Raw genomic sequence first — 25,564 nt, forward strand, 5'->3', positions numbered from 1 at the left:
GCGCCCGGAGCCGGACGGGATCCGTGACTCCCCGGCCCGCCAAGCGAGTTGACGCGATATATCGTGTTGCTGCACAGTGCTGACCCGCGCCGGGCCCGCGGGTGTCCCGCGGGGTGCCCGCCGCCCTGTCCGCGCCGGACGCCTCCGGCGCACCGCCCGCCCCACCGCGGGCCCCGATCTTCGAGACCCTTTCCGCACAACCACACCCCAGGGGAGAACCGCCATGCCAGGTGCCATCCATGCCGAGGGTCTGGTCAAGACCTTCGGCGACGTCAGGGCTCTGGACGGTGTCGACCTCGATGTCCCGGAAGGCACCGTGCTGGGCCTGCTCGGGCCGAACGGCGCCGGCAAGACCACCACCGTCCGGGTGCTGACCACCCTGCTGCGGCCCGACAGCGGCCGCGCGACGGTGGCGGGGATCGACGTCCTCGCCCAGCCCCACCGGGTACGCCGCTCCATCGGCCTGTCGGGCCAGTTCGCGGCCGTCGACGAGTATCTGACCGGCCGTGAGAACCTGACGATGGTGGGCCGCCTCTACCAGATGTCCGCCCGGGACGCGAAGCGCCGGGCGGACGAGCTGCTGGAGCGGTTCAACCTCGCCGACGCCGCCGGCCGGACCGCCAAGACGTACTCGGGCGGCATGCGCCGCCGGCTCGACCTCGCCGCCGCGCTGGTCGTCAGCCCGCCGGTGATGTTCATGGACGAGCCGACCACCGGTCTGGACCCCCGCAACCGCCAGGCGCTGTGGGAGGTCATCGAGGAGCTCGTCTCCGGCGGCACCACGCTGCTGCTGACCACCCAGTACCTGGAGGAGGCCGACCGACTCGCCCACGACATCGCCGTCGTCGACCACGGCCGCGTCATCGCCCGCGGCACCGCCGACGAGCTCAAGGCGCGGATCGGCGGTGAGCGCATCGAGGTGGTCGTCCACCGGCGCGAGGAGATCACCGCCGCCCAGGAGGTGCTGCGCGCCCTCGGCAGGGGCACGGTCGCCCTGGAGGAGCACACCCGCCGGCTCACCGTCCCGGTGGTCGGCGGCGCCAAGCTGCTCGCCGAGGTCATCCGCGACCTGGACGCCCGCGGCATCGAGATCGACGACATCGGACTGCGCCGTCCGACCCTCGACGACGTGTTCATCTCCCTGACCGGCCACGCCGCCGAGGAGAAGGACTCCGCGAGCGGCGCGGGGAACGGCGCGGGGAACGACAAGGACACCCACGACGCCGGGCAGGCCGGCGGACGGAAGGAGAGCGCCAAGTGAGCACCACCACCGCCGAGCCCGCCCCCGGGACCCGGGCCCCGCGCTCGGCGGGCGGCATCCGCCAGTCCCTGTCGGACTCGCTGGTCATCGCCCAGCGCAACCTGCTCCGCATGATGCGCATCCCGGAAGTGATCATCTTCGGGCTGATCCAGCCGATCATGTTCGTGGTGCTGTTCAGCTACGTCTTCGGCGGCTCCATCAACCTTCCCGGCGCGGGCGTGGACGCGGAGGCCTACCGCTCGTTCCTGATGGCGGGCATCTTCGCCCAGACCGTCACCTTCGCCACGGCCGGCGCGGGCGCGGGCATCGCCGAGGACATGCACAAGGGCCTGATCGACCGCTTCCGCTCGCTGCCGATGGCCCGCGGCGCGGTCCTCACCGGCCGCACCCTGGCCGATCTCGTCCAGACCGCGCTGACCCTGGTGGTACTGGCGGTGGTGGCGCTGCTCGTCGGCTGGCGCGCTCACGAGGGGATCCTCAAGGCGCTGGCGGGCTTCGGCCTGCTGCTCCTGCTGGGCTACGCCTTCACCTGGATCGGCGCGCTGATCGGCCTGTCGGTGCGCACCCCGGAGGCGGCCACCTCCGGCGGGCTGGTCTGGCTGTTCCCGCTGACCTTCATCTCGATCGCCTTCGTGCCCGCGGAGAACATGCCGTCCTTCCTGCAGAACGTCGCCGAGTGGAACCCGTTCAGCGCGACCGTGCTGGCGTGCCGCGAGCTGTTCGGCAACCTCCCGGCGAACTACCCGACCCCCGACGCCTGGCCCATGGAGAACCCGGTGCTGGCCTCGGTGCTGTGGTCGGTGGTGATCATCGCGCTCTTCCGGACCCTGGCGGTCCGCAAGTACCGTTCGGCCACCTGATCCGTACGCGTCACACCGGCCCCCGGGCCGCCGCGGGACCGCCCCGCGGCGGCCCGGGGGCCGCCCCTCTCTCACCGCCGGTGTGCCGCCGTCTCCGGCACCGGCCCGGCGCTCAGCCCTGGTACGGCTTGGCCCGCAGGATCCTCACCGAAGCCGTCCGGCCGTTCGGCAGCTCGTACCGCGCGTCGTCGCCGACCTTCTTGCCGTTCACACCCGAGCCCAGCGGAGACTGCGGCGAGTAGGTCTCGATATCCGAGCTCATGTACTCGCGGGAGGCGAGGAGGAACGTCAGGGTGTCGTCCTCGTCACCGTCGAAGGCGACGGTGACCACCATGCCGGGCTCGACCACGCCGTCGTCCGCCGGAGCCTCGCCGACCTTGGCGTTCTGCAGGAGCTGGGTGAGCTGGCGTACCCGCAGCTCCTGCTTGCCCTGCTCCTCCTTGGCCGCGTGGTAACCGCCGTTCTCACGGAGGTCGCCCTCCTCGCGGGCCGCCTCGATCTTCTTGGCGATCTCGGTGCGGGCAGGACCCGACAGGTACTCCAGCTCGGCCTTGAGCTGGTCGTACGCCTCCTGGGTGAGCCAGGTGACGTTGTCGCTGGTCTGGGTCACAGGTGCTCCTCGTCGGTACTCGGGATATAAAGCAACGCCCTACCCGAAGGGTGGCGCCTTCATGGGTGGGCGAAACCACGAGCCTAACAATTCCGGGGGAAAAGGGAAGAAGGTCGGACCACCGCCGCCCGGGGCGGATCGTCAGGTTCCGTCCACTGCCGTACAGCCGACCAGTTTGGCGGTGGTCGCCCTGGCCGTGGTGCGGAGGGTGACGACCTCGTCGATCCGGCTCTCCGGCGCCTCGAAGGTGAAGTCCGCGCGGCCGACCTCGCCGCCGTCCTCGGCGAGCGAGCTCACGGTGCACACACCCGTGACGTCCGCGTCCTTGCGGACCTCCAGATGGACGGCGACCTCCCGGTCCGACACCACGTCGAACTTGATCAGCTCGGCGCTGACCTTCGTCCCCGTGATATACGACACCCCGAACCAGGCGATCATCGCCAGGAAGGCCACGCCCAGCACCGCGCCGACCGCCTTCAGCCCGCGGTCCGAACCGCCGCCGCCCGGGCGCCCGTAGCGCCCCTGGGGGAGCCCGCCGCCTGCGGGAGTCGCGGAGGTCATGGGGTCACGTCCTGTCGGTCCGGTGGGGGAATACAAGCGGATGCCGCTTCGGTCACTATAGAAGCCGTCTTCCGAGACCAGGTAACGAGGATCGAGCCTTGACTGAACAGCTCAGACTGATGGCCGTGCACGCGCATCCCGACGACGAGTCGAGCAAGGGTGCGGCGACCATGGCGAAGTACGTGTCCGAGGGGGTGGACGTGCTGGTCGCGACCTGCACGGGCGGAGAGCGCGGCTCCATCCTCAACCCCAGACTGCAGGGCGACCCCTACATCGAGGAGCACATCCACGAGGTACGGGCCAAGGAGATGGCCGAGGCCCGCGAGATCCTCGGGGTGCGGCAGGAGTGGCTGGGCTTCGTCGACTCCGGCCTGCCCGAGGGCGACCCGCTGCCGCCGCTGCCGGAGGGCTGCTTCGCCCTCCAGGACGTCGAGGAGGCGGCCGGGCGGCTGGTGGCACTGATCCGCTCCTTCAAGCCGCAGGTCATCACGACCTACGACGAGAACGGCGGCTACCCGCACCCGGACCACATCATGACCCACAAGATCACGATGGTGGCCTTCGACGCCGCGGGCGACCCCGCCCGCTACCCGGAGGCGGGCGAGCCCTGGCAGCCGCTGAAGCTCTACTACAACCAGGGCTTCAACCGTCCCCGCACCCTCGCCCTGCACAACGCGATGCTGGAGCGCGGGCTGGAGTCCCCCTACGGGGAGTGGCTCAAGCGCTGGGAGGAGTTCCAGCGCGCCGAGCGCACCCTGACCACCTATGTGCCCTGCGCGGACTTCTTCGAGATCCGGGACAAGGCACTGATCGCCCACGCCACCCAGATCGACCCCGACGGCGGCTGGTTCCGGGTGCCGATGGAGCTCCAGCGGGAGGTCTGGCCGACCGAGGAGTACGAACTGGCGAAGTCTCTGGTGGACACCTCGCTACCCGAGGACGACCTCTTCGCGGGTATCCGCGACAATTGACGCCATGAGCCCCACCACCTCTCTCGCCCTGAGCCCCGCCGCCGGCCTCGTCGACCTCGCCAAGGAGTTCGACGAGACCAAGGTGACGCCCGGAATCCTCGGCTTCCTGGTCTTCGCCGTGCTGGGGGTGGCCGTCTGGATGCTGCTGAAGTCGATGACCCGCCACATCGGGAAGGTCGACTTCGAGGAACGGCCCGCCGGAACCGCCGGGGACACCGAGCGCACCTGAGCCACCGGTACGGGGCCGCCGGGCCCGCCCCCGCGGGGGCGGGCCCGGCGGCCCCGTACCGCGCTGTCCGGTCGCGCGGGGCGGGGCGGTACGAGGACCGGGGCCTGCCCCGCACCGCCCCGTACCGCGGTACCGCGCACCGGTTCACTCCCGGACGGGACCGGCCGGTCCCGGAGCCGCCGCGGACGGGACCGGCCCCGCCGGACGGCCCCGGCTCCCGTCCCGCCGCCGTACGCCCGGCGGGGCGTACGGCGGCGGCGGGTCACACCTGGGCGCCGGTGTCGCCGGGCCGCCGCTGCGTCCGGCGGCGGGAGCGCTGCCCGGTGACCGCCGCGGAGGGCTTCCCGCCGCGGTGGGGCGGCGGTGCGTCGGTGCGGGCCTCCAGCTCGATGGCCACCGGCGTGGCGGTGAACACCGAGGACCAGGTGCCCACCACGATGCCGATGAGCAGCGCCAGGGCGAAGTCGGTCAGGGTGTCGCCGCCGAGCGCGGCCAGCGCGGCCAGGATGAACAGCGCGCCCAGGCCGGTGTTGACGGTGCGGGGCACGGTCTGCAGGATCGCGGCGTTGGCGATCCTCGCGAAGGGGGTCTTCCGGTCGGCGGCCCACAGCTCGCGGACCCGGTCGAAGACCACCACCGAGTCGTTGACCGAGTAGCCGATCACGGTGAGCAGCGAGGCCAGGAACACCCCGTCGAGCGTCTTGCCCAGCCAGGCGAAGATCCCGATCAGGATCAGCACGTCGTGGACCATCGCCGTGACCGCGCCCACCGAGAACGTCCAACGGAACCGTACGGCCAGATAGAGCATCTGGGCCGCCAGGGCGACCCCGAGGGCGATCAGCGCCCCCCGGCGCAGCTCGTCGCCGATGCTGGGCCCGATCAGCTCGTCACGGATCTTCTCGGTGTCCCCGCCCAGCTCCTCGACCACCTCGGCGACCTCGGCCGCCTCGGCGTTGGACAGCTCCTCGGTGCGCACCGTGAGGTCGCCGTCCCCGGAGGTCTGGACGACGGCGCGCGGGAAACCGGCGTCGGCCAGCGCGGTGCGGGCCTCCTCCGGGTCGACGGGCTGGGCGGTGGAGTACTCGATCATCCGTCCGCCGGTGAACTCCACCCCGAAGTTCAGCCCCCGCACCGCGATCCCCGACCCGGCCAGGACGACGGCCACCAGGGAGACGGCCAGCCAGCGCCGCGACCGGCCCATCAGGTCCGGCCGCCGCTCGTTGAGCCACTCGCGCACCCGCCCCTCCCGGCCGATCCCGGTGAGGGCGGGCCGGGTGCGGACCGCGCCCCGCGCGACGGCGAACTCGGCGAGCACCCGGGTGACGACCAGGGCGCTGACCATGGAAGCCAGCACACCAATGGACAGCGTCACACCGAACCCGCGCACCGGGCCGGAGGCGAAGAAGAACAGCAGTCCGGCGGCGAGCAGCGTGGTGACGTTGGAGTCGGCGATGGCGCTCAGCGCGTTGCGGAAGCCCGCCGTGACGGCGGTGCGCAGGCCCCGGCCGCGGTGGGCGGCGTACTCCTCCCGGGCCCGTTCGAAGACGAGCACGTTGGCGTCCACCGCCATGCCGATCGCCAGCACGAAACCGGCCAGGCCCGGCAGGGTGAGGGTGGCGCCCAGGACGACCAGCGCGGCGTAGGCGATGAGCCCGTAGCAGGCCAGCGCCACGACGGCGAGGAAGCCCAGCAGCCGGTAGATGACGATGATGAACAGCGCGGTCAGCGCGGTGCCGATGACGGCGGCCCAGGCGCTGGCCTCGATGGCCTCCTCGCCCAGGGTCGGGCCGACGGTCCGCTGCTCGATGATCTCCACCGGCACCGGCAGGGCGCCGCCGTCGATGAGCAGGGCCAGCTCCTTGGCCTCCTCCGCGCTGAAGCTGCCGGTGATCTGGGTGGAGCCGCCGGTGATGCCGACGTCGCACTGGACCGAGGGATCGACCTGCGGCGAGGAGATGACCCGCTCGTCCAGCACGATCGCGACCCGGCGCTTCGGGTCGCCCGGCGGGGCGCAGGCCGCCTCCCCCGTCAGGTCGGCCCAGGCGTCCTTCCCCTTGCCGCGCAGGTCGACGGTGACGAACCAGCCGCCGCCGGTCTGCTGGTCGATCTGCGCCTCGGCGCCGGAGACCTCCGCCCCGGTGAGCTCGGACGGGCCCAGCCGCAGCCGCTGCCCGGACTCGTCCGGCAGGATCTGCTCCCCTTCTCCGGCCTCCCCCTCCTTCGCGCCCTCCTCCGCGATCCCGAGGACGGGGTGGAAGGAGAGCTGCGCGGTACGGCCGAGGACCTCGGCGGCCTCGCGCGGGTCCTGGAGGCCGGGCAGCTCGACGATGATCCGGTTGTCCCCGGAGCGGGCGATGGTGGGTTCGGCGACGCCGAGCGCGTCGACCCGGCGGCGGAGCACCTCCAGGGTGCGTTCGGTGGCCTCCCGGTCGGCCTCGGCGGTGGGCGAGTCACGGGTCTCCAGCACGATCTGGGTGCCGCCGCGCAGATCGAGACCGAGCCGTGGGGAGGTGGTGACGGCGAAGTAGGCGGACAGGGCGACGACGGCGAGGGCGATCAGCGCCCGCACCAGGGTGGCGCGTGTCAAGGGTTGCCTCCAGCGGGGCGTGCGCCGCGGCCGGTGACGGGCCGGGGCGTACGGGAAGTGACGGGTGTGGGGTTCCTGTCAGGTGCCCGGTGGAGGCGGCGGGGCACGGCCCCGGTGGCGGACGGTGTCCGGGCCCGGCCCGGCGGCCCCCGGCACGGCGGCGTACGCGCGTGTGCCCGCCCGGGGCGGGGGCGGGTACGCGGCGCGGACCGGCACCGCCGTACCGCCCGGCGGTACGGCCTGCCGTTCGGCGGTGGTCCCCCGGTGCAGCAGCGGGACGCCCTCGCACCCGGCCGGGCACGGTTCGTCGGCGCTGTGCCGGACGTCGGTGCGGGAGGCGGCGTGCGGCCCGCCGCCCGGCACGGCCGCCGCGGCGGAGGCGAGCACCCCCAGCAGCAGGGCCACCGCCGCCAGCAGCACGCCGGCCGCGCCGCCGGGCACGTCACCGGCCGGCTGCGCGCACCCGGCCGGTGAGGAGGGAACGGCGGAGGGCACGGTGGACCGCCGGGTCATGCCGCCCCTCCTTCCGTGGTCCCCCGTGGTCCCGCGACGGGCCGCCGGGGCCCGGGGTCACGGCTCGATCAGTCCGGCCCGGATCGCGTAGCGGGTCAGCTCCAGCCTGTCCCGCAGCCCGAGCTTGTGCAGCATGTTCGCACGGTGCCGCTCCACGGTCTTCACGCTGATGACCAGTGTCCCGGCGATCTGCTTCGAGGAATGCCCCTCCGCGACCAGTTTGAGCACTTCCTCCTCCCGCGCGGTGAGCACCCGCCCGGGCACGTCCTCACCCTGCCGGACGCGGTCGAGGTAGCTGCGGATCAGGGCGGTGACCGCGCCGGGATACAGGAACGGCTCGCCGCGCATCGCCGCGCGGCACGCCTCGACCAGATCCCGGTCGGCGACGGACTTCAGCACGTATCCCGAGGCCCCGGCCTTGAGCGCCTCGAACAGGTACTGCTCGTTGTCGTACATCGTCAGCATCAGGATGCGCAGTCCGGGGTGCCGGGCGGACAGTTCGCGCGCCGCCTGCAGACCCGTCATGCGCGGCATGGCGACATCGAGGACGGCCAGGTCGGCGGGGTGCTCGCGGGCCGCGGCGACCGCCTCGGCGCCGTCCCCCGCCTCGGCCACCACGCACAGGTCCGGCTCGGCGTCGAGGATGAGCCGCACCCCGCGGCGGACCAGGGCGTGATCGTCGGCGAGCAGGATGCGGATGGCCCCCGGTTCCGGTCCGTTCCGCCCGGCCGTCCCGGTCGCGCTCCCGGTCCCGGTCGCGCTCCCCGTCATGTCGCGGCCCCCGTCCCGGCGGCGGGCGCGGACGGCCGCACACCAAAGCCGTCCCCCGGCTCGCCGGGGGACGCGGCGGCGGGTACGGACAGCCGCACCGCGGTACCGCCGTCCGGCGCGGGGCCGATGTCCAGAGCGCCCCCCACCAGCAGCGCCCGCTCCCGCATGCCGCGGATCCCGGCGCCCTCCCGCGCGGCACCGAGCCCCCGGCCGTCGTCGCGCACCTCCAGCACCACCCCGCCGGCGGCGCGGCACAGCCGCAGTTCGACCAGCGCGGCGCCGGAGTGGCGGGCGGCGTTGGTGAGGCTCTCCTGGGCGACCCGGTAGAGCACCAGCTCCCGCTCCCGGTCCAGCGGCGGCAGCCCGGGGTCGAAGCGGCGCCGCACCACCAGCCCGGTGTGGGTGGCGAAGTCACCGGCCAGCGCCGTCAGCGCGCTGACCAGACCGAGGTCCTCCAGCACCCCGGGACGCAGCCGGCGGGCCAGCCGCCGCACCTCGTCCAGGCTCTCCCGGGTGGTCTCCTGGGCGTGCCGCAGGTCCGCGCGCAGCTCCTCGTCCGGGGTGCGGTCCGCGGCCCGCTTCAGCTCCAGCAGCACGGCCGTCATGCTCTGGCCGACCTCGTCGTGGAGCTCCTGGGCGATCCGGCGCCGCTCGGCCTCCTGCGCGGACAGCACCCGGGCGCTGCCGGCGGCGCGCTCGGCCTCCAGCCGGTCGAGCATGTCGTTGAAGGTGCGGATCAGCTCGGCGACCCCGCCCTGCCCGGTCACCGGCAGCCGCCGGCCCGGACGGAGCAGGTCGACGGTGGTCATCAGCCGGGTCAGCCGCTCCAGCGGGGCCAGCCCCACGCGCAGCAGGGCGGCGTTGGCCACCAGCATCACGGCCAGGCCGCCCAGCAGGACGGCCGCCTCGGTGAGCAGCACCGGTACCGACACCGTCACCGGTGCCCACAGCAGCAGCGCCGTCGCCGTGCCGAGCACGACGGCGTTGAGCCCGAAGATCCGCCAGAACAGGGACACGGCGTCCACGACCTCCTCGTCCGGCTGTGTCCCCACCAACTATCCGCCACTTCCGCCGTCCGGCCGCCACCGGTGTCCGCCGGGACCCGTCCCGGGGCTCCCCCGGGACTCCCCGCCAGCCTGCCGGGGCGGGGCCGCGCCGGTCGATCGGGGCCGGCCGCCATCCGCGGCCGCCACCGGTCCGCTCCCCCGTCCGGCACGTACAGCCTCCCACCCCGCCAGGATGGGTGGCACCACCGATGGCGCCCACCGGGCGCGGCGGCCATGGTGGGAGACGCATGGGCGCGCGGCCCCTTGCCACGGTGCGGCCGCGCGCCCTCCCGTATTCCCCCGGGCCCGCCGGCCCGCCCGCTGCGGAAGGAACACCACCGCGATGACCACCGAGACACCCCGCGCCGAGGACCCTCCCGAACGCCGCACGGTTCACGATGCCCGCCAGCGACTGGAGCACGAGCGCAACTCCCGGCTGGCCCAGCTCGCCGCCGTGGCGGAGAGCGGACACCACGCCGCCGACGACCTGGTGAAGGTCCAGGCCGACACCATCCGCCGGCTGATCGGGGAGATCGACCTGGCCTTCGAGCGGCTGGCCGACGGCAGCTACGGGATCTGCCGCCGGTGCGGTACCGACATCCCGGCCGAGCGGCTGGAGATCCTGCCGTACGCCCGCTGCTGCGTCACCTGCCAGCAGCGCCCCGCCTGAAACCGTTCCGCCGGCCCGTGCGGGCGTACGGCAGCCCCGCCGTACGCCCGCACGGGCCCGCGCCCGTCCGAGGTGATGCAGTGGACAACCAGGTCACCGGTGCCGCCGGTGCCCGCGGCGCCGCCGGCACCGGGCTCACCCCCCGGGAGCTGGCCGCGCTGCGCGAGAGCCTGGAGGAGCAGCGCCGGTTCCGGCTCGACCAGCTCCGGGAGTCCGGCTGCCCCCGGCCGCTGCCCGGCGACGGGCGGCACACGGCGGGCCGGGCCGAGGTCGACGCCCGGCTGACTGCCTCCGCCCGGATGGTCCTCACCGATGTGGAGGCCGCCCTGGAACGGATGGACCGGGGCCGGTACGGCCGCTGCGAGCGGTGCGTCCGCCCCATCCCCCGGCAGCACCTGGAGATCGTCCCGCAGGCCCGCCGCTGCGCGGCCTGCCACCGCGCCGGGGGCGCCGAGAGCACCGGGGAGCCCCGGTGGTGACCCTGCCCCCGCTGCGCGACCGGGCCCGCCCGGCGCTCCGCACCGCCCCGGGACCGGCCATCGACCTGGGCAGCGACCGCACCCGGGTATGGCTGCCCGGCCGGGGCCTGGTCGCCGAGGTCCCGACGGTGACCTCGCCCGGCCCGCACGGCACCCGCCCGGTGCGGCGCGGCCGCGTCGTCGACCCCGAGGGCGCCGCACGGCTGCTCGGCCGCCTGCTGGCCGGCCTCCCGCGCCGGTCCGGCCGCCCCCCGGTGGCCGTCCTCACCACTCCCGTGCTGTGCGACGCCGGTCACCGCGCCGCGCTGGCGGCCGCCCTGGCGGCCGTGCCCCCGGCCCTGCGGCCCCGTACGGTCCTGGCCGTGGACAGCGTCCGGGCCGTCGCGCTGGGCACCGGAGCCGCCCCGGACGAGCCGCTGTTGGTGGTGGACCTGGGGGCCCAGCTCACCGAGATCGCGCTGCTGGCCGACGGCGCGGTGACCGGCGCCCACCGCCTCCCGCTGGGCACCGCCGACCTCGGCACGAACACCACCGCCGCCGGCCTGGCCGGCGCGGTCGTCGAGACGGTGACCGCCATGCTGCGCGCCGACGACACCCCGCGGACGCTCGACGCGCTGGAGCACGGCCTGCTGCTGTCGGGCGGCGGCGCCCGGCGCCCGGAGGTCGTCCACCGGCTGGCCCGCCTGCTGCGCACCCCCGTCCGGCCCGCGCCCGCCCCGCACGCGGCCGCCGTACGCGGGGCCGCCGCCGCTCTGTTTCCGGCGTATCCGGCGTATCCGGCGTCCCCGGCGTCCCCGGGCCGCCACCCGGCGCTCACCACCGTGCTCGACGGCGGCTGACCCCCGTACGGGGCCGCGGGGGCCCGTACGGGGGCCGGCCGCCCCGGCCGTTCCCCGGTCAGCCGAGCGCCCGCGTCAGGTCCGCCAGCAGATCGTCCACCGCCTCGATGCCCACCGACAGCCGCACCAGGTCGCCGGGCACCTCCAGCGCCGAACCCGCCGCCGAGGCGTGCGTCATCCGGCCCGGGTGCTCGATCAGGGACTCCACCCCGCCCAACGACTCGCCCAGCGTGAACAGCTCCGCCCGGTCGCACACCGCCACGGCGGCCTCCTCGCCCCCGGCGACCCGGAAGGACACCATCCCGCCGAAGCCGCGCATCTGCTTGGCGGCCACCTCGTGCCCCGGGTGCGACTCCAGGCCCGGGTAGTACACCCGGGCGACCTTGGGGTGGGCCTCCAGCATCCCGGCGATCCGGGCGGCGTTGGCGCAGTGCCGGTCCATCCGCACCGCCAGGGTCTTGACGCCGCGCATCACCAGCCAGGAGTCGAACGGCCCGGCGATGGCGCCCATCGCGTTCTGGTGGAAGGCCAGTTCCTCGCCCAACGACTCGTCGGCGGTGACCAGCGCGCCGCCGACCACGTCGGAGTGGCCGCCCATGTACTTGGTCGTGGAGTGCACCACCACGTCCGCGCCGAGCGCGAGCGGCTGCTGGAGGTAAGGGCTGGCGAAGGTGTTGTCCACCACCAGCCGGGCGCCCCCCTCCCGGGCCACGCCGGCCAGCGCCGCGATGTCGGCGATGCCCAGCAGCGGGTTGCTGGGGGTCTCCACCCACACCGCCTTCGTGCGCGGGCGCAGGGCGGCGCGTACGGCCGCCGGGTCGGCGGAGTCGGCGACGTCCCACTCCACGCCCCAGCGTTCGGCCACCTTCGCGAACAGCCGGAAGGTGCCGCCGTAGGCGTCGCCCGGGATCACCACGTGGTCGCCCGGCACCAGCAGGGTGCGCAGCAGGCAGTCCTCGGCCGCCAGACCGGAGGCGAAGGCCAGCCCGCGGCGGCCGCCCTCCAGCGCGGCGAGGTTCTCCTCCAGGGCGGTGCGCGTCGGGTTGGCGCTGCGGCTGTACTCGTAGCCGCCGCGCAGGCCCCCCACCCCGTCCTGCTTGAACGTCGAGGACTGGTGGATCGGCGGCACCACCGCCCCCGTCGCGGCGTCGGGCTCCTGCCCGGCGTGGATGGCGAGGGTCTCGAAGTGCCGTGCCTGGTGCGGGGCCGCGTTCGGGTCTGCGTGCTGGTCACTCATGGTCCCCGAGCGTAGTCGGCGGGCCGTGCGGTGGCCGTACGGTAGAGGCATGGAAGCGCTGCTGTTCTTCGTCGCCATCGCCGCCGTCGTCGGGCTGCTGGTGGTTCCCGCGATCCGCCGCCGCCGGGCGCTGGAGGGCTCCGCCGCACTCCCGGCCCGGCTCACCGACCCGGACCACTACGGCTTCGTACCGCCCGAGCGGCTCGACGTACGGCTGCCCGGCCCCGACCGGGAGCTGACCGACGCGCTGGAGGAGACCCAGCGCACCCAGGACTGGCAGCCCGTCGCCCGGCTGCTCGCGCTGACCGGCGACGACTGGGAGCTGCGCTGGCAGCGCGTCCAGTCGCTGGCGGGCGCGGCGGCCATGGAACTGGCCCGCTCCCGTACCGCCCCGGCCGACGGCCCCGCAGCCTCCTCCCCCTCTCCCTCCCCCGCTTCCTCCGATCCCCTCTCCCTCTCCAAGGACCCGGACGCCGCCCCCGTCCCCCAGGACGCGCGCTGGCTGCGCCAGTGGCGCTCCTCGTCCCCGCGCGACGCCGGCTGCGCCCAGGTGTACGCGCAGTTCCTCGTCTGGCAGGCGCTGGGCGGCACCGGCTCGGCGGACCGGCGGATCATCCTGGAGGAGGCCCGCGAGATCGCCCGCGAGGCGGCCCGCATCGCCCCGGCCGACCCCACCCCGTACATCACCGACCTGTTCGCCGCCCGCGCCCTCGGCCTGCGCCCCGCCGACTTCGAGGCGCTGTGGGAGGAGGTCCGCCGCCGGGCCCCGCACCACATGGGCGCGCACCTGGCGGCGCTCCAGTACTGGTCCGCCAAGGGCCACGGCTCCAAGGACGACGCCTACTCCTTCGCGGAGGGCGCCGCGGGCCGGGCACCCGAGGGCAGCCTGCTCCCGGCGCTCCCCCTCTTCGCGGTCTACGACCACCTGCCCGAGGCCAACATGGTCAGCGGCCTGTACCGGAGCGCGGTGGTCGAGCAGGCCGTGGCCGGCGCCCAGTACGCCCTGCACCACGCACCCGCCGGCCACCCCGTCGCCCCGCACGTGCGCCATCTGCTGCTGTGCTTCCTGGTGCGCGCCGAGCGGTACGCGGAGGCCCTGGAACAGGTACGGGCCGTCGACGGTTATGTGGGAGCGGTGCCGTGGGTCGACGGCGGCGACCCGGCGGCCGAGTACGCGGCGTACCGCGCCCTGGCGGTCGCGGGCTACGAGACCCGGGGCGACGCGACCCGCATCCCACCGTCACACTGACGCACTGACGCACCGGCGGCACGCACGAGGCGTACGAGGCGCACGGAGGAGAGTTGAGCATGCTGTTCGGCCACCACAAGAAGTCCCTCCCCACCCCGGAGGAGGCCCTGACCGGCCGCCCGGAGCGCCTGTACACGGTCCCGGCGCGCCACACCGTCCTGGGCAACCCCCTGCTGGGCCCCTACCCCGAGGGACTGGAGACCGCCGACTTCGGCCTGGGCTGCTTCTGGGGCGCGGAGCGGAAGTTCTGGCAGACGCCGGGCGTGTGGACGACCCTGGCGGGCTACCAGGGCGGCCACACCGAGAACCCGACGTACGAGGAGGTCTGCTCGGGCCTGACCGGGCACACCGAGGCGGTCCGGGTCGTCTTCGACCCGGCGAAGATCTCCTACGGGGAGCTGCTGAAGGTGTTCTGGGAGTCCCACGACCCCACCCAGGGCTTCCGCCAGGGCAACGACGTGGGCACCCAGTACCGCTCGGCGGTCTACACCCACTCCCCGGCCCAGCAGGCCGCGGCGGAGGCCTCCCGCGAGGCGTACCAGTCGGTCCTGACCGCCTCGGGCCACGGCACGATCACCACCGAGATCCTCCCCGCCGCCCCCCGCCCGTTCTACCCGGCGGAGGGCTACCACCAGCAGTACCTGGACAAGAACCCGGGCGGCTACTGCGGCATCGGCGGCACGGGCGTCAAGCTGAGTGCCCCGTCCGAGACGAACTGGGGCCGCTCCTGCCCGACCGGCATCGCCCCCGCCGACGGCTGACCGACACGCCTGGATCTCGTCGCGGCCCTCTCCCCTGGGTACGGTCGGGTTGATGTTCGCTGTGTGCCGTCGTCTGCCTCGACGGCGCACGGTCGGTCACGACCATGGGGAGTTGGTTCGGCATGCCGTCCGACGCTGCTCGGGAGACGGAAGAGGGGTTCACCTCGGAGAGAGCCGCGCGGGTGATGGCTGCGGCGTGCCGGTCCGCCGGGCTCGACAGCGACGGCGCGCGGCTGATCCGCCTCGGGGAGAACGCCCTCTTCCGGCTGGCGGCGCATCCGGTCATCGTCCGCATCGCCCGGTCCACTGATTACCTGTCCTCGGTGCGGGTGGAGGTGGCGGTCTCGCGTTGGCTGGCAGGTGAGGGCTTCCCGGCCGCGCGCACCGTGGACGACCTCGATCAGCCGTTGGTCGTCGCCGGCCACCCGGTGACCTTCTGGCACCTGATCGAGGAGGGCGACCGGAAACCCACCTACGGGGAGCTGGGCGGCCTGCTGCGGGACCTGCACGCAATGCGGCTCCCCGCAGGTCTGGAGCTGCCTCCTTACGAGGTCTTCGGCCGGACCGACCTGCGGATCGAGAAGGCGGCCGGGATACCGGAGGACGACCGGGAGTTCCTGCGCAAGCGGGGCCGTGAGCTGCGCGACCGGCTGGCGGAACTGCGCTTCGACTCGTCCAAGGGGCCGGTCCACGGTGATGCGCACGTGCAGAACCTCATGGCGGACCGGAGCGGCCGGACGCTCCTGATCGACTTCGAGAACTTCAGCTACGACCATCCGGAGTGGGACCTGATGGTCACCGCCACCGAGCATCACAGCCTGGGATGGCAGACGGCGGAACAGTACGCGGCGTTCGTCGGCGCCTACGGCCGGGACCTGCGGGACTGGGAGGGCTTCCCGGTCCTGCGCGGTGTCCAGGAGTTCAAGATGACGACATGGCTCATGCAGAACATCGCCGAGGGACCTGCGGTGGCCGAGGAGTACGCGCGGCGCATCGCGTCCCTGCGGGACGATGACGCGCCCCGGCACTGGCAGCCGGGCTGACGGCTGCCCGCACCGGCCGCCCTACTCGTCGTCCAGCTCGGCCAGCGCGTCGCGTACCTGCTCGTTGAAGTGCTGGACGGCGGGGTTCCCGGCGTGCGCGGAGACCTCGCGCTGGAAGTCGGTGACGTACCGCAGGAAGCGGGCGGACTGGAGCGCGTCCCCGTTCTCGACGGCCAGCGTCGCCGTGTCAACGGCTGCTTCCAGCTCGCCGTTGAGCAACTGGCTCTGGGCCAGCACCATCCGGCAGAACCCGAGTGTGCGGGCGTATCTGGGGTCGGTGATGGCGACGGCCCATTCGGCGAAGCGCACGGCCTCGGCGCCCTGCCCCAGGTCGCGGAAGCAGTGGCAGAACTCCCCGACCAACTCGGCCTCGTCCATGTAGGCCAGCCAGTCGGGATCGTCGCCGCTGTCGGCCCGCTCGAAGTACCTTTCGGCCTCGTTCATGGCGCGGGCCGCTCCCGTGCGGTCCAGCGCGGTGGACAGGGCACGGGCCTCGTGGGCGGCGAACAGGGCCATGGCGCGCGGTGTGGCCCGTCCCCGGCCGCCTTCCAGCGACGCGCGGGCAAGCTGCACGGCGCGGGGCGCCTGGCCGAGGTAGTTGGCCTGGTGGCTCATGTTGGTGAGGATGCGGGCGCCCATCATCCGGTCGTCGATGACCTGGGTGAGCCGTAGCGTCGCGATCAGGTAGCGGTTGGCCAGGGTGTGATTGCCGGTGTCGTAGGCGGTCCACGCGAGAAGCTGCGCGATCTCCGTGGCGGCCTGGAAGAGGGCCTTGCCCACGCGTTCGCTGTAACTGGCGCTGAGCAGCGGGAGAACGTCCTCGCGGAAGTAGTGGCGCAATGCCTTGTGCCCGTGTCCGCCCCCGAACTTGAAGTCGAGATGCATGAACATCTCCGCGGCTGTCCGTACGGCGGCGACATCCCGCATGCCGACACGGCGGGCGCCGGGTGCGTCGGTGGTGAGTCCGTCCGAGCGGGAGACCAGCCATGACAGTACGGCCGAGTTGACGTCGCCCTCGGGTAACAGGTCCGCGCCGGCCTGGCCGTCCTCGGGGCGGAGCTGGGTGAGGGCGTCCAGATGGCCGAGGGCTTCGGGCAACGAGTGCGCGTAGCCGATGCCGCCGACGGGCACGGCCGGTTCCATCTGGGGGAACCCGAGATCCGACGGTGTGATCCTCCGGCTCAGCTTCTCGCTCAGCGCTTCCGCCAGGAAGGCGGCCGTCTGCGGCTGGATACCGCCGCCGTCCAGCCAGCGCTGTACGGATACGTGAGTGGTGCCCAGGTGTATGCCGCGCCGTGCGGCGATGTCCTTTACGCGCCTGGCCAGTCCCTTGTTGGACGCTCCGGCCTCGGCCATGACAGCGGCCAACCGGTGATTCGGTTCCCTGGTCATGCTCCCTGCCTCCCGAGAAGGCGTCAGACGCCCATCGTTACACGGGAAATGCCCCTCTGGTCAGGGGGTTCACCGATGAACCCCCTGCGGTGCCCGGTGGACCCCGGTGTGCACGTGAACCCCTCGGTGATCACTCCCACCTGCGTGAAACCCGCTCTTGACTGTTCTCACACGACGGCGGGACACCGCTTCCGCCGATGGGTCGAAGGGGTAGCCATGGAGACGCGCGAGGCAGTGCATGAGCCGTTCCTGCGGACTGCGGGCCGCACCCCTCTGGAGCCTGCCTCACTGGCGGCGGCCGAGCGCTTCCGCGCGATCGTGCTCGACGCGGACTCATCGGACACCGCACACGTCGCACGCCGCACGGCTGCGGAAGTGCTCCATGACTGGGAGCTGCGGCGCCTGGTGGACGACGTGACGTTGTGCGTCTCGGAGCTGGTGGGCAACGCCGTGCACCACGCCACCCCGGACGGCTGGCAGGACGGGCTCGGCGGGGAGCGGCATGTCTCCGTCGCCTTCCGGGCCTGGCCGAAGTGGCTGTTCGTGGAGGTCTGCGATCAGGACTCCACACCGCCGATGCTGCCGACCGGGGGCCTGCTCAACCCACTGGACTGTGCCGTCTCGTCCGAGATGACGTTGCCGGACCACGGGCGCGGCCTGCTCATCGTGCAGAACCTCGCCGATGCGACCTGGTGGGCGCCCCGGGACACCGGTGGCAAGAGCGTCTTCTGCCGCTTCGACCTCAACGGCGGGGCCGGCTGATGACCGGCCCCTTCACAGACTCCGCAGGAGCCACAGGCAGCCGGTTCCCTATGGGTGCTCAGGGATCCGGATGGCATCCGCGGAGACCGCCCGGGGAGCGGCGAGAGTTCTCCGGCGCGGTGGGCGGCTCCCTGGCGGGGATTCCCCGTTCCTCCTCGGGGAGCCGCCCGACACGGCCCGTGGCAGTGGCAGAGAGCAGCAGGAGGACACGGATGCTGGCGATGCGGGTACAGAGCGGCGACCTGGTCGAGGTGGAAGGCCAGTGGCAGGAGGTCAAAGCCGTCCGGACACAGCGGTACGCGACGGGCGGCACGTGCGTGACCTTCGTCTTCCAGACCGGCCCGGTGCTCCGGTTCCGGGCGGGCGACTCGGTGGCGATCCGGCGGGACGGGCAGGAGGTGAGCTGATGGCGCTCCGATCACGGATGCGGTTCGTGCACTGGTCCCTGAGCATCGACCCGGACAACGGCGAACCGGCCTACGCAGCAGCCTGCGTCACGTGCGATGACGCCTCGGGGCCGTCCGCCGACAAGAGAGCCCCTGAGCTGTGGTGCCTGCGCCACGCGGGCCGCACCGGTCACACGGGCTTCCGGGCCACCATCACCAGCCACTTCCGCGCCACACCGCTGGAAGGTCCCCGACCGCCCTGATACCGGGGCGGGGCCACACCGCCACAAACCACAACCGGGCCACCCCCTCAACCCTGGCAGGCACAGGGGTGGCCCGGCGGAGATCCCGGAGGACCCCGGTGCCGATGGTACCGGGGCACTTCGGCGTGCCCTTGACCAACTCGGCCTCCAAGCAGCGGAGTTCAGACGATCACCTGGGAGAGGGGCACGGGCCGATGCACGACCCGGAAGAGACAGGTTTCACGAGCGACGGACTCGACCTCGACGCAGCGCTGTGGGTCCGCGGCATCGACTACCTGTCGGGCTGGCGCGAAGCGACGGACGCCGCACGGGCCCTGGCTGATGCCCTCGAAGCTGCGGGCGTGAACGCGACGGACCTACAGCTCCGAGCAGGCACAGACCCGGACGGCTCCGGCATCATCACTCTGAAGTGCTCGCCTGATGTAGCGCGAGACGTAGCGAGGTTGGTGGAGTAGCGGCTCACTGGTGACCATGAGCTTGGGAATCACCGCAAGATCAACCCTCCGCCATGCCCTTGACCTGCGTAAAAGCCCTCACAGCCCACGCTGCGCGGCCCTCCGAAGTAACTGTTACTGACCGTGTCTCCCCGCCCGTTCTGGCACGCATCTGGCACGGCAGCGATGTGTGAAGGCGCAACTTTCCCCAGTATCCCGCCTACAAAGGTCAAGTAGGAGCTACTGTGTGACCCTTCGACGTTACTCTCTGTGTCTGTCTTCTGGAGATCAGCTGCCGTGCCCGTGATCAGTCCATTGCTGCCGGGGGACCCGGAGCGTGTCGCCTCGTACCGCGTCGTTGGTCGGCTTGGGGCGGGCGGTATGGGAACCGTGTACGCAGCCACGGGTCCCGGCGGGCGTCGGGTCGCCATCAAGGTCATTCACGCCCAGCACGCTGCGGATCCCGAATTCCGGGCACGTTTCCACCGCGAGGTCGAAGTACTACGCCGGGTAGGCGGCCCATGCCTGGTGCCGCTGCTGGACGCGGCCCCGGCAGCCGATGTCCCATGGTTGGCCACTGACTACGTCTCCGGCCCCACTCTGCAACAGCACCTCGCGACACGGGGGGCTCTGACCGGGATACAGCTCCACCTCTTCGCAGCCGGCACTGCCAGCGCGCTGGCCGCCATCCACGCGGCGGGTGTTGTCCACCGCGACCTCAAGCCGACGAACGTCATGCTGACGCCGCAAGGTCCCCGCGTGCTGGACTTCGGGATCGCCCACATAGCCGACGGCACAATGATCACCCGCACCGGGACGATGTCGGGAACCCCCGGATGGATCAGTCCTGAGCAGTACCGAGACGGAGCAGTGGGATCGCCTGGCGACGTATTCGTGTGGGGCGCACTCGTCGCCTACGCGGCAACCGGACGGCTTCCCTTCGGCTCTGGCGCTCCTGACGCGGTGGCCTTCCGAGTAATGCGTGAGCAACCGAACTTGGAAGGACTACCCGAGGAACTGCGCGGCGTCATCGAGCCCTGCCTGGCAAAGGAGCCGGAAGAGCGGCCAGCAGCCATCACCCTGGCCGAGAAGACGGCGGACCTGCTGAGCCAGCAGGTAACCCAGGTCCTGGACAGCGGACCTGAGCAATCCACCCTGGTACAGGACGTCATGTCGGAGCAGTGGCGCATGCCGACAGTCGCCGACGATCCTGCTTGGACGACCACTGAGCCCCAGGACCTTCGCAGGTACATCGTCTGGCTGGCAGCGACCGCCGCCGTGCTGGCCGCGGCAATCGGCATGTGGGCGGTGACCACGCCGGGAAAAGGCGGAGCCACAACCGACTCCTCATCCAGCCGTACGTCCAGTTCCTCCGATGGCACTCCTACCCAGAGGAACAGCTCAAGCGCGACACCGACCACAAGCCAGATGCCCACTGCGCGGGCCGTGACTACACCGTCCTCAGCGCCTTCACCGTCTCCGACTCTCAACAGGACCCAGGTCAGCACGATCACGCCCTGGGCTCTCGGTGGCTACCCCGCCGACGACATCACCGTTACCGGTGAGACCATCGGCTCCTGCTGGAGCTCTTCCGAATCCACGATGCGTCTCGATGCCTGGAGGTGCATCGCCGAAGAAGAGATCCTCGACCCGTGCTTCGCCCCCGATGTGGGCCCCGAGCACGAAGCTCTGCTCTGCATGGGCGCCAGTCCTACCAGGATGGTTCGGCTCACCCTGACCGAGCCACTGCCCGGCAACAACTTCCACATACCGGGTGGACCTCAAATCTCCCCCATCATCATCGTCCTCTCAGACGGAAACGCCTGTCGCGTGATGACAGGCGCTACCACTGTGGTCGCTGAAGAGCGCATGAACTACGCCTGCGAGGAGGGCGGGCACCTGTATGGCGAGCCAGACAAGACTGGCGCCGTCTGGACTATCTCGTACCGAGCCGAAGGAGCAGGCATCAGCATCAGCACCCCGATCGCCAGCGTCTACCAGTGAGCCTGCCAGGAGCTTGCCGGGCTACGACCGTTGGGCCTACATGCTTTCCAAGCCTGTTGGGGACCTGCTGGCAGTCGTTCACTGCCGTTCACCTGCGTTCATGGGCGGCTTGTTACATGGCTGGGATCGGCTCCGGGTCTTACCCGAACGTCGGTGGACCGGACTGAATGAGACGGAAACTGAGACGACCAGTCCGGCGGCCGCTGTCAGTTGCCTCGCCTAGTCTCCGGCCATGAGCATGATCGGTGAGTATCTGCGTGTCACGGCTGCTGAGCTTGACCGGGTGGTACAAGACCCTGACTGGGCGCTGGACCTCGTCGAAGAGGTCCAGAACGCCGAGGAGGAGTCGGAGCCTGCGCTGGCCGAAGCGCGCCACTTCAGCACGTACAAGACCTGGGATCTGCTCCGCTTCCTCTTGGCGCGTGTCGACTTCCCGGTGAACGTCGTCCATGGTGAGGAGCCGTTCGCCGAGGATGGGGACTGGGGCTACGGGCCGCCGAGGTACCTGCGCCCGGAACGGATCCGGCTCGCGGCGGAGGCGCTTCGCACCACCCCCTACGACCAGCTCATCAGTGGCGTGGACCCTGCTGACCTGACCGAGGCCGAGGTGTACCCCCTCGGGTGGGAAGAGCCCGGAGCGCTTGAGTGGGGGCGCCATTGGTACGACGGCCTGACGCAGTTCCTCAAGGCTGCCGCTGTGGCGGATGACGCGATGCTCGTGTGGCTCGACTGACCGTTGCTTTACAGGTTCGTCCCGCCGAGCGGCCGATCTGCTCGGCGGAGGTCCGGACGGGGCCAAGAGAGCACTTTGGCGACCACGACAGACTGCCGCTGTGCGCTGATGTTGCCGTCAAAGGCTGCCGTCGCCCAACCGCGGTCCCGGAACCTCAGCCCTCGACAACTGGCCACGCCGGTCGGCTCGGTGATCGCGTATGCCTCGCTATTTCGCGACGGCGTCAGCCACACGCTCAAGGCGGACCCGACCGTGGTCAGGATGTCCTTGGCGCGGGTAAACCCGGCGAGGATGACGGCGCCCCAGCTTCTCAGAAGGGAGCGGGGGCGCCGCGCCAGTCACCGCCGCTTGCACGGCGGGTGCCGATCACACGTCGAAGAAGTGACGATGCGACGGCGCCACCTCGGAGTCTTGTTTGTGGAGTCGCTCTGACCCGCAGAAAAGCCGTTGTTGTCTGTCGTTGCCGACCACCCTCGGACGGCCCCGGCGGCCGAAGAAAACAGCGGCCCTCCGTTCAGAAGAGGTCGTCAGGTCCCCGATAGTGCAGCTCGACGCCAGGTCCGTCACTGACCCTTCGCGCGTAAAGTATTCCTTCCATGGACAAGTTGAGCGAAATTTTGGCGTGTCCGACAAAATCAAAACCTGGCGACCAGAGTCTTACCCCATTACGGTGTGCGGTTGCACGAAGCCATGCACGCTTTGATGGCGGCGGGCCGGACCAAATGACTTCATAAATCCGCTCGACTCTTTTTCTCCATGACCGATATCGGGTCCGCGACACATTTTCTGCAAATCGCAGCCACGCTTCGCGTGACTCTGCGGTCGGCCAGTTCGGTGAACGGGAAATTTCGGGCTCCAGCCGAGCAATCCATGTCCACATTGCTGAAACTGAGGAGAACGTCGCACCGGTCTCCTCAATGGCAGATATTGCGGCGACTCGGTGGTCGAAGCCGGCGCGAATCAGGATGGATGCTGATTGAAGAAAAGTGCCAGTCTCGATCGCGGTTAGCACTGATCCTTCGAGCGCGGCAGCAGCGGGGTTACCTTGCGCGTCCTCATACACACGAGCCGCCTCAGCGCCCCACACAAGTCGATAGATCAGGTCCGATTCGATGAACTGGGCGATGGCGATGCGGTCATCAGGATCGGGCCCATCGACGTCTCCTAGGGGCCGACCATTCACCCACTGTCCGAGAACCCCTCGCCAGTTCCTGATCTTCGTATCGGGCTGGAACGTAGGCAAGGAGAAGAGCGTTTCCGCGATCTGCTCAATCCGAGTTGTCGCGGTTTCGTGATCTCTCCCAGTTATAGCGGCCTCGGCCTGGGCGATCAATTCAACGACGTCCCCTGCAACCTGGGCAAGTTCTCGTCCTGCGTCTACGCCGAGCCCTGCAAGGTACCATCCGCGACGCTGCGTTCGTGTGCATGTGGCCCAGATGAACTGGGTCCGGTTGGCGACTACCTCACGCAAAGCCGCAGCGGGCCCCTCGCCGAAGCGCTGGATTTGCCGGTCCCACAAGGAATCCCTGAGGGTATCTGCGATCCGCTGCGTGATCTGGTCAGGATGGGAGTCCTCCTCCCCGAGGACGCTCAAGATTCCTGTGTCGAGCAGCGCGAGGTTTGACCGCCAGGATTGTTCTGCCGCCTCTTGGGCCACCGGCGTCTCGCCGGCAACAACCGGGAATGCCCATTCTGAGCCTCCAGTGAGGTAAGCGAGAAATTTCGACAGTTGACTGGAACCGATATGCTCAATGATGCGTCGGATTAGGGCACGACTCACCTCGATCAGTCCGGACCGCAAAGTCTTGCCGGTCTCGCCGCTGGTGAGTTCCCTCCAATCACGTCGTTTGGAGTCCTTAGGGTCGAAGATGGGACAGAGCACAAGCCCTTCGCTGTCGACGAAGGCGCGGCCGGCCCGTCCGATGACATTTGAGAACTCAGCACCGGTAAGAAGGTTCCCACTGCGGCGAAGTCCGTGGAAAAGCACAACGGATGCCGATAGGTTCAAGCCTTGGGCGAGGGTCGGTGAGGCCACCGTGACCTTGACGACTCCCGCGTGAAGCAAACGCTCAACTTCACGGCGGAAAGGTGCGGGGAGTGCGCCGTGGTGGATAGCCACTCCCAATTTGAGGCACTCCAAGATGGGGTGATCTTCGCCGAACCATTCGGCACCAATCGAGAGAACGCTCGCCAGGTCGACCTGAGGGGGGAGGACGGAGTCGATGAGACCTTGTTTTCGAAGTTTGACGATCTCGCGCGCATAAGGCTCAACTGAGTTCCGTTGCGGACAGAAGATCAGCACTGTTTGACCTTCTTCAACGAGTCGCCACGAGGCCGCGATGACGAGTTCCCGCTGATCAGCGGGAAATGACTTCCTCCGAGGGCGAGTCGGCGCTTTTGCTTCGAGATATTTGGGGATAAATGGTCGGTCACCTCCCAATGTGATCGACAAGCGAGCGTGGTCTCGACGCCATTCCACCAAGCCAAACCGTTGCTGCGTGGGGCGCCATTCCTCGCGGTGGAGCCCACGCGGATTGTCGTCGGTTATCCAGGAAACGAAGTCATTGAGGTCATCGCCTGAAGGGAAGACAGCCGAGAGACATACGATCCTGCGCGTGTTCGCGTCGGAGCGGCGCAAAAGACGCTGGATCTGCGCTTCGTACCGAACTTCACGCTCGGACGGCCCGATCATGTGTCCTTCGTCGAGGACTACCAGGCCAACGTCATCGAGAAGACTTGGGTCCGATCTAAGAGCAAAGTCAAGTTTTTCCGGGGTTGCTACGACGATGCGACTCTCACGGAGGGCATGCTCATCGAACTCACTCACCCCCATGCTTCCGTAGAGGGATGAGACATTTATCCCGAGAGGCATAAAGGTACGCGCCAATACCTGTTCGGTTTGAGCAGACAGTGCCCGCAGCGGAGCCACATAGATGGCCCGCTGCTCTTGAGCTAGGCAGGACAAAATGCAAAGCTCTGCGATCCGGGTCTTGCCCGCACTGGTAGGGAGAGCAACAACAAGGTCGTCGTTCCCCTCGAAAATTCGATCGACAACGTGTAGCTGCGATGGCCAGAGGTCGATCTCGGAGCGCCCGCGGGCAAAGAGAGTGGCTACGAAAGTTTTTCGCAGGTAACGCCACCGAGCTTTGCGTAGCTCATCAGGAATTCGAACGTGCGCAATCCCTACCGGCGGTGGTTGGTCAGGGATGTTAGTACCAATACTGGTGTGGGCAAGGTCATCAAGCAATCGACGTGTGAGGCGATGGACCCACCAAGGTCCCGGAGCACTTATATCGTGTGACGCACGCTCTCCTGTCTGTAAGTCAGCGAGTGCCGTCGCCATCAGTTCCGACTGAGCGTGAGCCAAAGCAAATAGTGCAGCGGAGACAGCCGACATGTAGTTCTCGCTGAGCAACAATTCAATAGGGCCACGGTCGCTTGTTAGAGTCCCAGCCTCCTCATGGACAGTGGGATATTCACGACTGGAGCCAAGGAAGGCTGCCAATAGGGCATCGTCCGTCACGTCGGGCGATGCCCTTAAACGTCGAGTCCGTTCCTCGATAGCATCGAGGGAGCGCATAATCAAGTCAGCCAGCGTCTGTTCCATCGGCGTCAGTCGGCCTGATTGCACACTTCCTTGGACCAGCGAATATGCGCGTGCAGCATATCCAGCCAGATGACTTGCTGCACCAGCAATCAAACGGTGGAAAGATGTATCGCTACTCTCCGATACATTCCTGGTGGCTGCCTCAAGCGCGTACGAGGCATGAATAAGGCCTTCGCGAGCGAGACTTGCGTAACGGTCGACTGTTTCCTGATCTGCCTCGTCCGTGTTAACCGGCTCAGCGATTCGAAGGCTGGTGGAGATCAGGGAGTAAGCGTACCCGAGAAGGTCGTTATCCA

General features: G+C 70.3%; 25 protein-coding genes. 16 read left to right on the plus strand and 9 right to left on the minus strand.

Annotation, left to right across the window (positions count from 1 at the left end; translation table 11 throughout):
* Positions 1-223 precede the first annotated feature (223 nt).
* Positions 224-1,261: an ATP-binding cassette domain-containing protein gene (locus CUT44_RS16525; protein WP_100202635.1), complete on the plus strand. Its 1,038-nt coding sequence runs from the start codon at positions 224-226 to the stop codon at positions 1,259-1,261.
* Complete coding sequence (locus tag CUT44_RS16530; RefSeq protein WP_100202636.1) at positions 1,258-2,121, plus strand: ABC transporter permease; 864 nt, start codon at positions 1,258-1,260, stop codon at positions 2,119-2,121. Before CUT44_RS16525 ends, CUT44_RS16530 begins: the two co-directional genes overlap by 4 nt.
* Positions 2,122-2,233: 112 nt before the next feature.
* Here the strand turns inward: CUT44_RS16530 and greA are convergent, their stop codons facing one another.
* The gene (gene greA / locus CUT44_RS16535) at positions 2,234-2,731 is read right to left on the minus strand and encodes a transcription elongation factor GreA (RefSeq protein ID WP_100202637.1); all 498 of its coding nucleotides are present in this window, start codon (positions 2,729-2,731) and stop codon (positions 2,234-2,236) included.
* Positions 2,732-2,872: 141 nt separating this feature from the next.
* Entirely contained in the window at positions 2,873-3,292 is a 420-nt protein-coding gene (locus CUT44_RS16540) for a DUF4307 domain-containing protein (protein ID WP_100202638.1), read from the minus strand.
* A gap of 98 nt (positions 3,293-3,390) precedes the next feature.
* Between CUT44_RS16540 and mca the strand changes: the two genes are divergently transcribed.
* Both mca and CUT44_RS16550 read left to right on the plus strand, forming a co-directional pair.
* On the plus strand, positions 3,391-4,263 hold the full coding sequence (gene mca / locus CUT44_RS16545) for a mycothiol conjugate amidase Mca (protein ID WP_100202639.1): 873 nt from the start codon (positions 3,391-3,393) through the stop codon (positions 4,261-4,263).
* A gap of 4 nt (positions 4,264-4,267) precedes the next feature.
* Positions 4,268-4,492 (plus strand): hypothetical protein, encoded by a 225-nt coding sequence (locus CUT44_RS16550; RefSeq protein ID WP_100202640.1) that lies wholly within the window; start codon positions 4,268-4,270, stop codon positions 4,490-4,492.
* Positions 4,493-4,754: 262 nt separating this feature from the next.
* On the opposite strand, the gene secD is transcribed toward CUT44_RS16550, so the two are convergent.
* From secD to CUT44_RS16570, 4 genes are all read right to left on the minus strand, one after another.
* A complete protein-coding gene (secD, locus tag CUT44_RS16555) occupies positions 4,755-7,079 on the minus strand; it encodes a protein translocase subunit SecD (RefSeq protein ID WP_100202641.1) in 2,325 nt (774 codons plus the stop codon).
* Between the two features lie 78 nt (positions 7,080-7,157).
* On the minus strand, positions 7,158-7,592 hold the full coding sequence (locus tag CUT44_RS16560) for a hypothetical protein (RefSeq protein WP_100202642.1): 435 nt from the start codon (positions 7,590-7,592) through the stop codon (positions 7,158-7,160).
* Between the two features lie 57 nt (positions 7,593-7,649).
* Positions 7,650-8,363, minus strand: coding sequence for a response regulator (locus tag CUT44_RS16565; protein ID WP_100202643.1), 714 nt, complete (start codon positions 8,361-8,363; stop codon positions 7,650-7,652).
* The gene (locus CUT44_RS16570) at positions 8,360-9,379 is read right to left on the minus strand and encodes a HAMP domain-containing sensor histidine kinase (protein WP_100202748.1); all 1,020 of its coding nucleotides are present in this window, start codon (positions 9,377-9,379) and stop codon (positions 8,360-8,362) included. Before CUT44_RS16570 ends, CUT44_RS16565 begins: the two co-directional genes overlap by 4 nt.
* A 373-nt stretch (positions 9,380-9,752) precedes the next feature.
* Here CUT44_RS16570 and CUT44_RS16575 point away from each other — a divergent pair, with 373 nt between their 5' ends.
* The 3 genes from CUT44_RS16575 (at position 9,753) to CUT44_RS16585 (ending at position 11,397) form a co-directional block, all read left to right on the plus strand.
* A complete protein-coding gene (locus tag CUT44_RS16575; RefSeq protein WP_100202644.1) occupies positions 9,753-10,079 on the plus strand; it encodes a TraR/DksA family transcriptional regulator in 327 nt (108 codons plus the stop codon).
* Between the two features lie 80 nt (positions 10,080-10,159).
* Positions 10,160-10,558 (plus strand): TraR/DksA family transcriptional regulator, encoded by a 399-nt coding sequence (locus CUT44_RS16580; protein ID WP_100202645.1) that lies wholly within the window; start codon positions 10,160-10,162, stop codon positions 10,556-10,558.
* Positions 10,555-11,397 carry an acetate and sugar kinases/Hsc70/actin family protein gene (locus CUT44_RS16585; RefSeq protein WP_199185727.1) on the plus strand — a complete coding sequence of 281 codons (843 nt, stop codon included), beginning with the start codon at positions 10,555-10,557 and terminating at the stop codon, positions 11,395-11,397. Before CUT44_RS16580 ends, CUT44_RS16585 begins: the two co-directional genes overlap by 4 nt.
* A gap of 58 nt (positions 11,398-11,455) precedes the next feature.
* On the opposite strand, the gene CUT44_RS16590 is transcribed toward CUT44_RS16585, so the two are convergent.
* On the minus strand, positions 11,456-12,634 hold the full coding sequence (locus CUT44_RS16590) for a cystathionine gamma-synthase (protein ID WP_100202646.1): 1,179 nt from the start codon (positions 12,632-12,634) through the stop codon (positions 11,456-11,458).
* Positions 12,635-12,683: 49 nt separating this feature from the next.
* Between CUT44_RS16590 and CUT44_RS16595 the strand changes: the two genes are divergently transcribed.
* The 3 genes from CUT44_RS16595 to CUT44_RS16605 all read left to right on the plus strand — a co-directional run bounded on the left by CUT44_RS16595 (position 12,684) and on the right by CUT44_RS16605 (position 15,687).
* Complete coding sequence (locus CUT44_RS16595; RefSeq protein ID WP_100202647.1) at positions 12,684-13,883, plus strand: hypothetical protein; 1,200 nt, start codon at positions 12,684-12,686, stop codon at positions 13,881-13,883.
* A gap of 59 nt (positions 13,884-13,942) precedes the next feature.
* Positions 13,943-14,644 carry a peptide-methionine (S)-S-oxide reductase MsrA gene (gene msrA, locus CUT44_RS16600; protein WP_100202648.1) on the plus strand — a complete coding sequence of 234 codons (702 nt, stop codon included), beginning with the start codon at positions 13,943-13,945 and terminating at the stop codon, positions 14,642-14,644.
* Between the two features lie 122 nt (positions 14,645-14,766).
* Positions 14,767-15,687: a phosphotransferase enzyme family protein gene (locus CUT44_RS16605; protein WP_100202649.1), complete on the plus strand. Its 921-nt coding sequence runs from the start codon at positions 14,767-14,769 to the stop codon at positions 15,685-15,687.
* Positions 15,688-15,708: 21 nt separating this feature from the next.
* Here the strand turns inward: CUT44_RS16605 and CUT44_RS16610 are convergent, their stop codons facing one another.
* Positions 15,709-17,079: a sporulation protein gene (locus tag CUT44_RS16610; protein WP_100202650.1), complete on the minus strand. Its 1,371-nt coding sequence runs from the start codon at positions 17,077-17,079 to the stop codon at positions 15,709-15,711.
* 216 nt (positions 17,080-17,295) lie between these two features.
* Here CUT44_RS16610 and CUT44_RS16615 point away from each other — a divergent pair, with 216 nt between their 5' ends.
* The 6 genes from CUT44_RS16615 (at position 17,296) to CUT44_RS16640 (ending at position 21,661) form a co-directional block, all read left to right on the plus strand.
* Positions 17,296-17,841 (plus strand): ATP-binding protein, encoded by a 546-nt coding sequence (locus CUT44_RS16615; RefSeq protein ID WP_158239619.1) that lies wholly within the window; start codon positions 17,296-17,298, stop codon positions 17,839-17,841.
* 212 nt (positions 17,842-18,053) lie between these two features.
* Positions 18,054-18,248: a hypothetical protein gene (locus CUT44_RS16620; protein ID WP_100202652.1), complete on the plus strand. Its 195-nt coding sequence runs from the start codon at positions 18,054-18,056 to the stop codon at positions 18,246-18,248.
* Positions 18,248-18,490 carry a DUF7848 domain-containing protein gene (locus CUT44_RS16625; protein ID WP_146252245.1) on the plus strand — a complete coding sequence of 81 codons (243 nt, stop codon included), beginning with the start codon at positions 18,248-18,250 and terminating at the stop codon, positions 18,488-18,490. Before CUT44_RS16620 ends, CUT44_RS16625 begins: the two co-directional genes overlap by 1 nt.
* Positions 18,491-18,684: 194 nt before the next feature.
* Complete coding sequence (locus CUT44_RS16630; protein WP_146252246.1) at positions 18,685-18,945, plus strand: hypothetical protein; 261 nt, start codon at positions 18,685-18,687, stop codon at positions 18,943-18,945.
* A gap of 282 nt (positions 18,946-19,227) precedes the next feature.
* On the plus strand, positions 19,228-20,928 hold the full coding sequence (locus CUT44_RS16635; RefSeq protein WP_269846187.1) for a serine/threonine-protein kinase: 1,701 nt from the start codon (positions 19,228-19,230) through the stop codon (positions 20,926-20,928).
* A 232-nt stretch (positions 20,929-21,160) separates the two neighbouring features.
* Positions 21,161-21,661, plus strand: a complete 501-nt coding sequence (locus tag CUT44_RS16640; protein WP_199185728.1) for a YfbM family protein — start codon at positions 21,161-21,163, stop codon at positions 21,659-21,661.
* A 514-nt stretch (positions 21,662-22,175) separates the two neighbouring features.
* Here the strand turns inward: CUT44_RS16640 and CUT44_RS32785 are convergent.
* Positions 22,176-25,268, minus strand: coding sequence for a DEAD/DEAH box helicase (locus tag CUT44_RS32785; RefSeq protein WP_158239620.1), 3,093 nt, complete (start codon positions 25,266-25,268; stop codon positions 22,176-22,178).
* Between the last annotated feature and the right edge of the window lie 296 nt (positions 25,269-25,564).

The organism is Streptomyces carminius (assembly GCF_002794255.1).
Lineage (GTDB): Bacteria > Actinomycetota > Actinomycetes > Streptomycetales > Streptomycetaceae > Streptomyces > Streptomyces carminius.

Excerpts from the sequence above, each read along its gene's own strand:
- CUT44_RS16525 (WP_100202635.1), top strand. The coding sequence starts at position 224 with ATGCCAGGTGCCATCCATGCCGAGGGTCTGGTCAAGACCTTCGGCGAC.
- CUT44_RS16540 (WP_100202638.1), bottom strand. The coding sequence starts at position 3,292 with ATGACCTCCGCGACTCCCGCAGGCGGCGGGCTCCCCCAGGGGCGCTAC.
- CUT44_RS16550 (WP_100202640.1), top strand. The coding sequence starts at position 4,268 with ATGAGCCCCACCACCTCTCTCGCCCTGAGCCCCGCCGCCGGCCTCGTC.
- CUT44_RS16560 (WP_100202642.1), bottom strand. The coding sequence starts at position 7,592 with ATGACCCGGCGGTCCACCGTGCCCTCCGCCGTTCCCTCCTCACCGGCC.
- CUT44_RS16565 (WP_100202643.1), bottom strand. The coding sequence starts at position 8,363 with ATGACGGGGAGCGCGACCGGGACCGGGAGCGCGACCGGGACGGCCGGG.
- CUT44_RS16575 (WP_100202644.1), top strand. The coding sequence starts at position 9,753 with ATGACCACCGAGACACCCCGCGCCGAGGACCCTCCCGAACGCCGCACG.
- CUT44_RS16590 (WP_100202646.1), bottom strand. The coding sequence starts at position 12,634 with ATGAGTGACCAGCACGCAGACCCGAACGCGGCCCCGCACCAGGCACGG.
- CUT44_RS16595 (WP_100202647.1), top strand. The coding sequence starts at position 12,684 with ATGGAAGCGCTGCTGTTCTTCGTCGCCATCGCCGCCGTCGTCGGGCTG.
- msrA (WP_100202648.1), top strand. The coding sequence starts at position 13,943 with ATGCTGTTCGGCCACCACAAGAAGTCCCTCCCCACCCCGGAGGAGGCC.
- CUT44_RS16605 (WP_100202649.1), top strand. The coding sequence starts at position 14,767 with ATGCCGTCCGACGCTGCTCGGGAGACGGAAGAGGGGTTCACCTCGGAG.
- CUT44_RS16610 (WP_100202650.1), bottom strand. The coding sequence starts at position 17,079 with ATGACCAGGGAACCGAATCACCGGTTGGCCGCTGTCATGGCCGAGGCC.
- CUT44_RS16615 (WP_158239619.1), top strand. The coding sequence starts at position 17,296 with ATGGAGACGCGCGAGGCAGTGCATGAGCCGTTCCTGCGGACTGCGGGC.
- CUT44_RS16620 (WP_100202652.1), top strand. The coding sequence starts at position 18,054 with ATGCTGGCGATGCGGGTACAGAGCGGCGACCTGGTCGAGGTGGAAGGC.
- CUT44_RS16625 (WP_146252245.1), top strand. The coding sequence starts at position 18,248 with ATGGCGCTCCGATCACGGATGCGGTTCGTGCACTGGTCCCTGAGCATC.
- CUT44_RS16630 (WP_146252246.1), top strand. The coding sequence starts at position 18,685 with ATGCACGACCCGGAAGAGACAGGTTTCACGAGCGACGGACTCGACCTC.
- CUT44_RS16640 (WP_199185728.1), top strand. The coding sequence starts at position 21,161 with ATGAGCATGATCGGTGAGTATCTGCGTGTCACGGCTGCTGAGCTTGAC.
- CUT44_RS32785 (WP_158239620.1), bottom strand. The coding sequence starts at position 25,268 with ATGGAACAGACGCTGGCTGACTTGATTATGCGCTCCCTCGATGCTATC.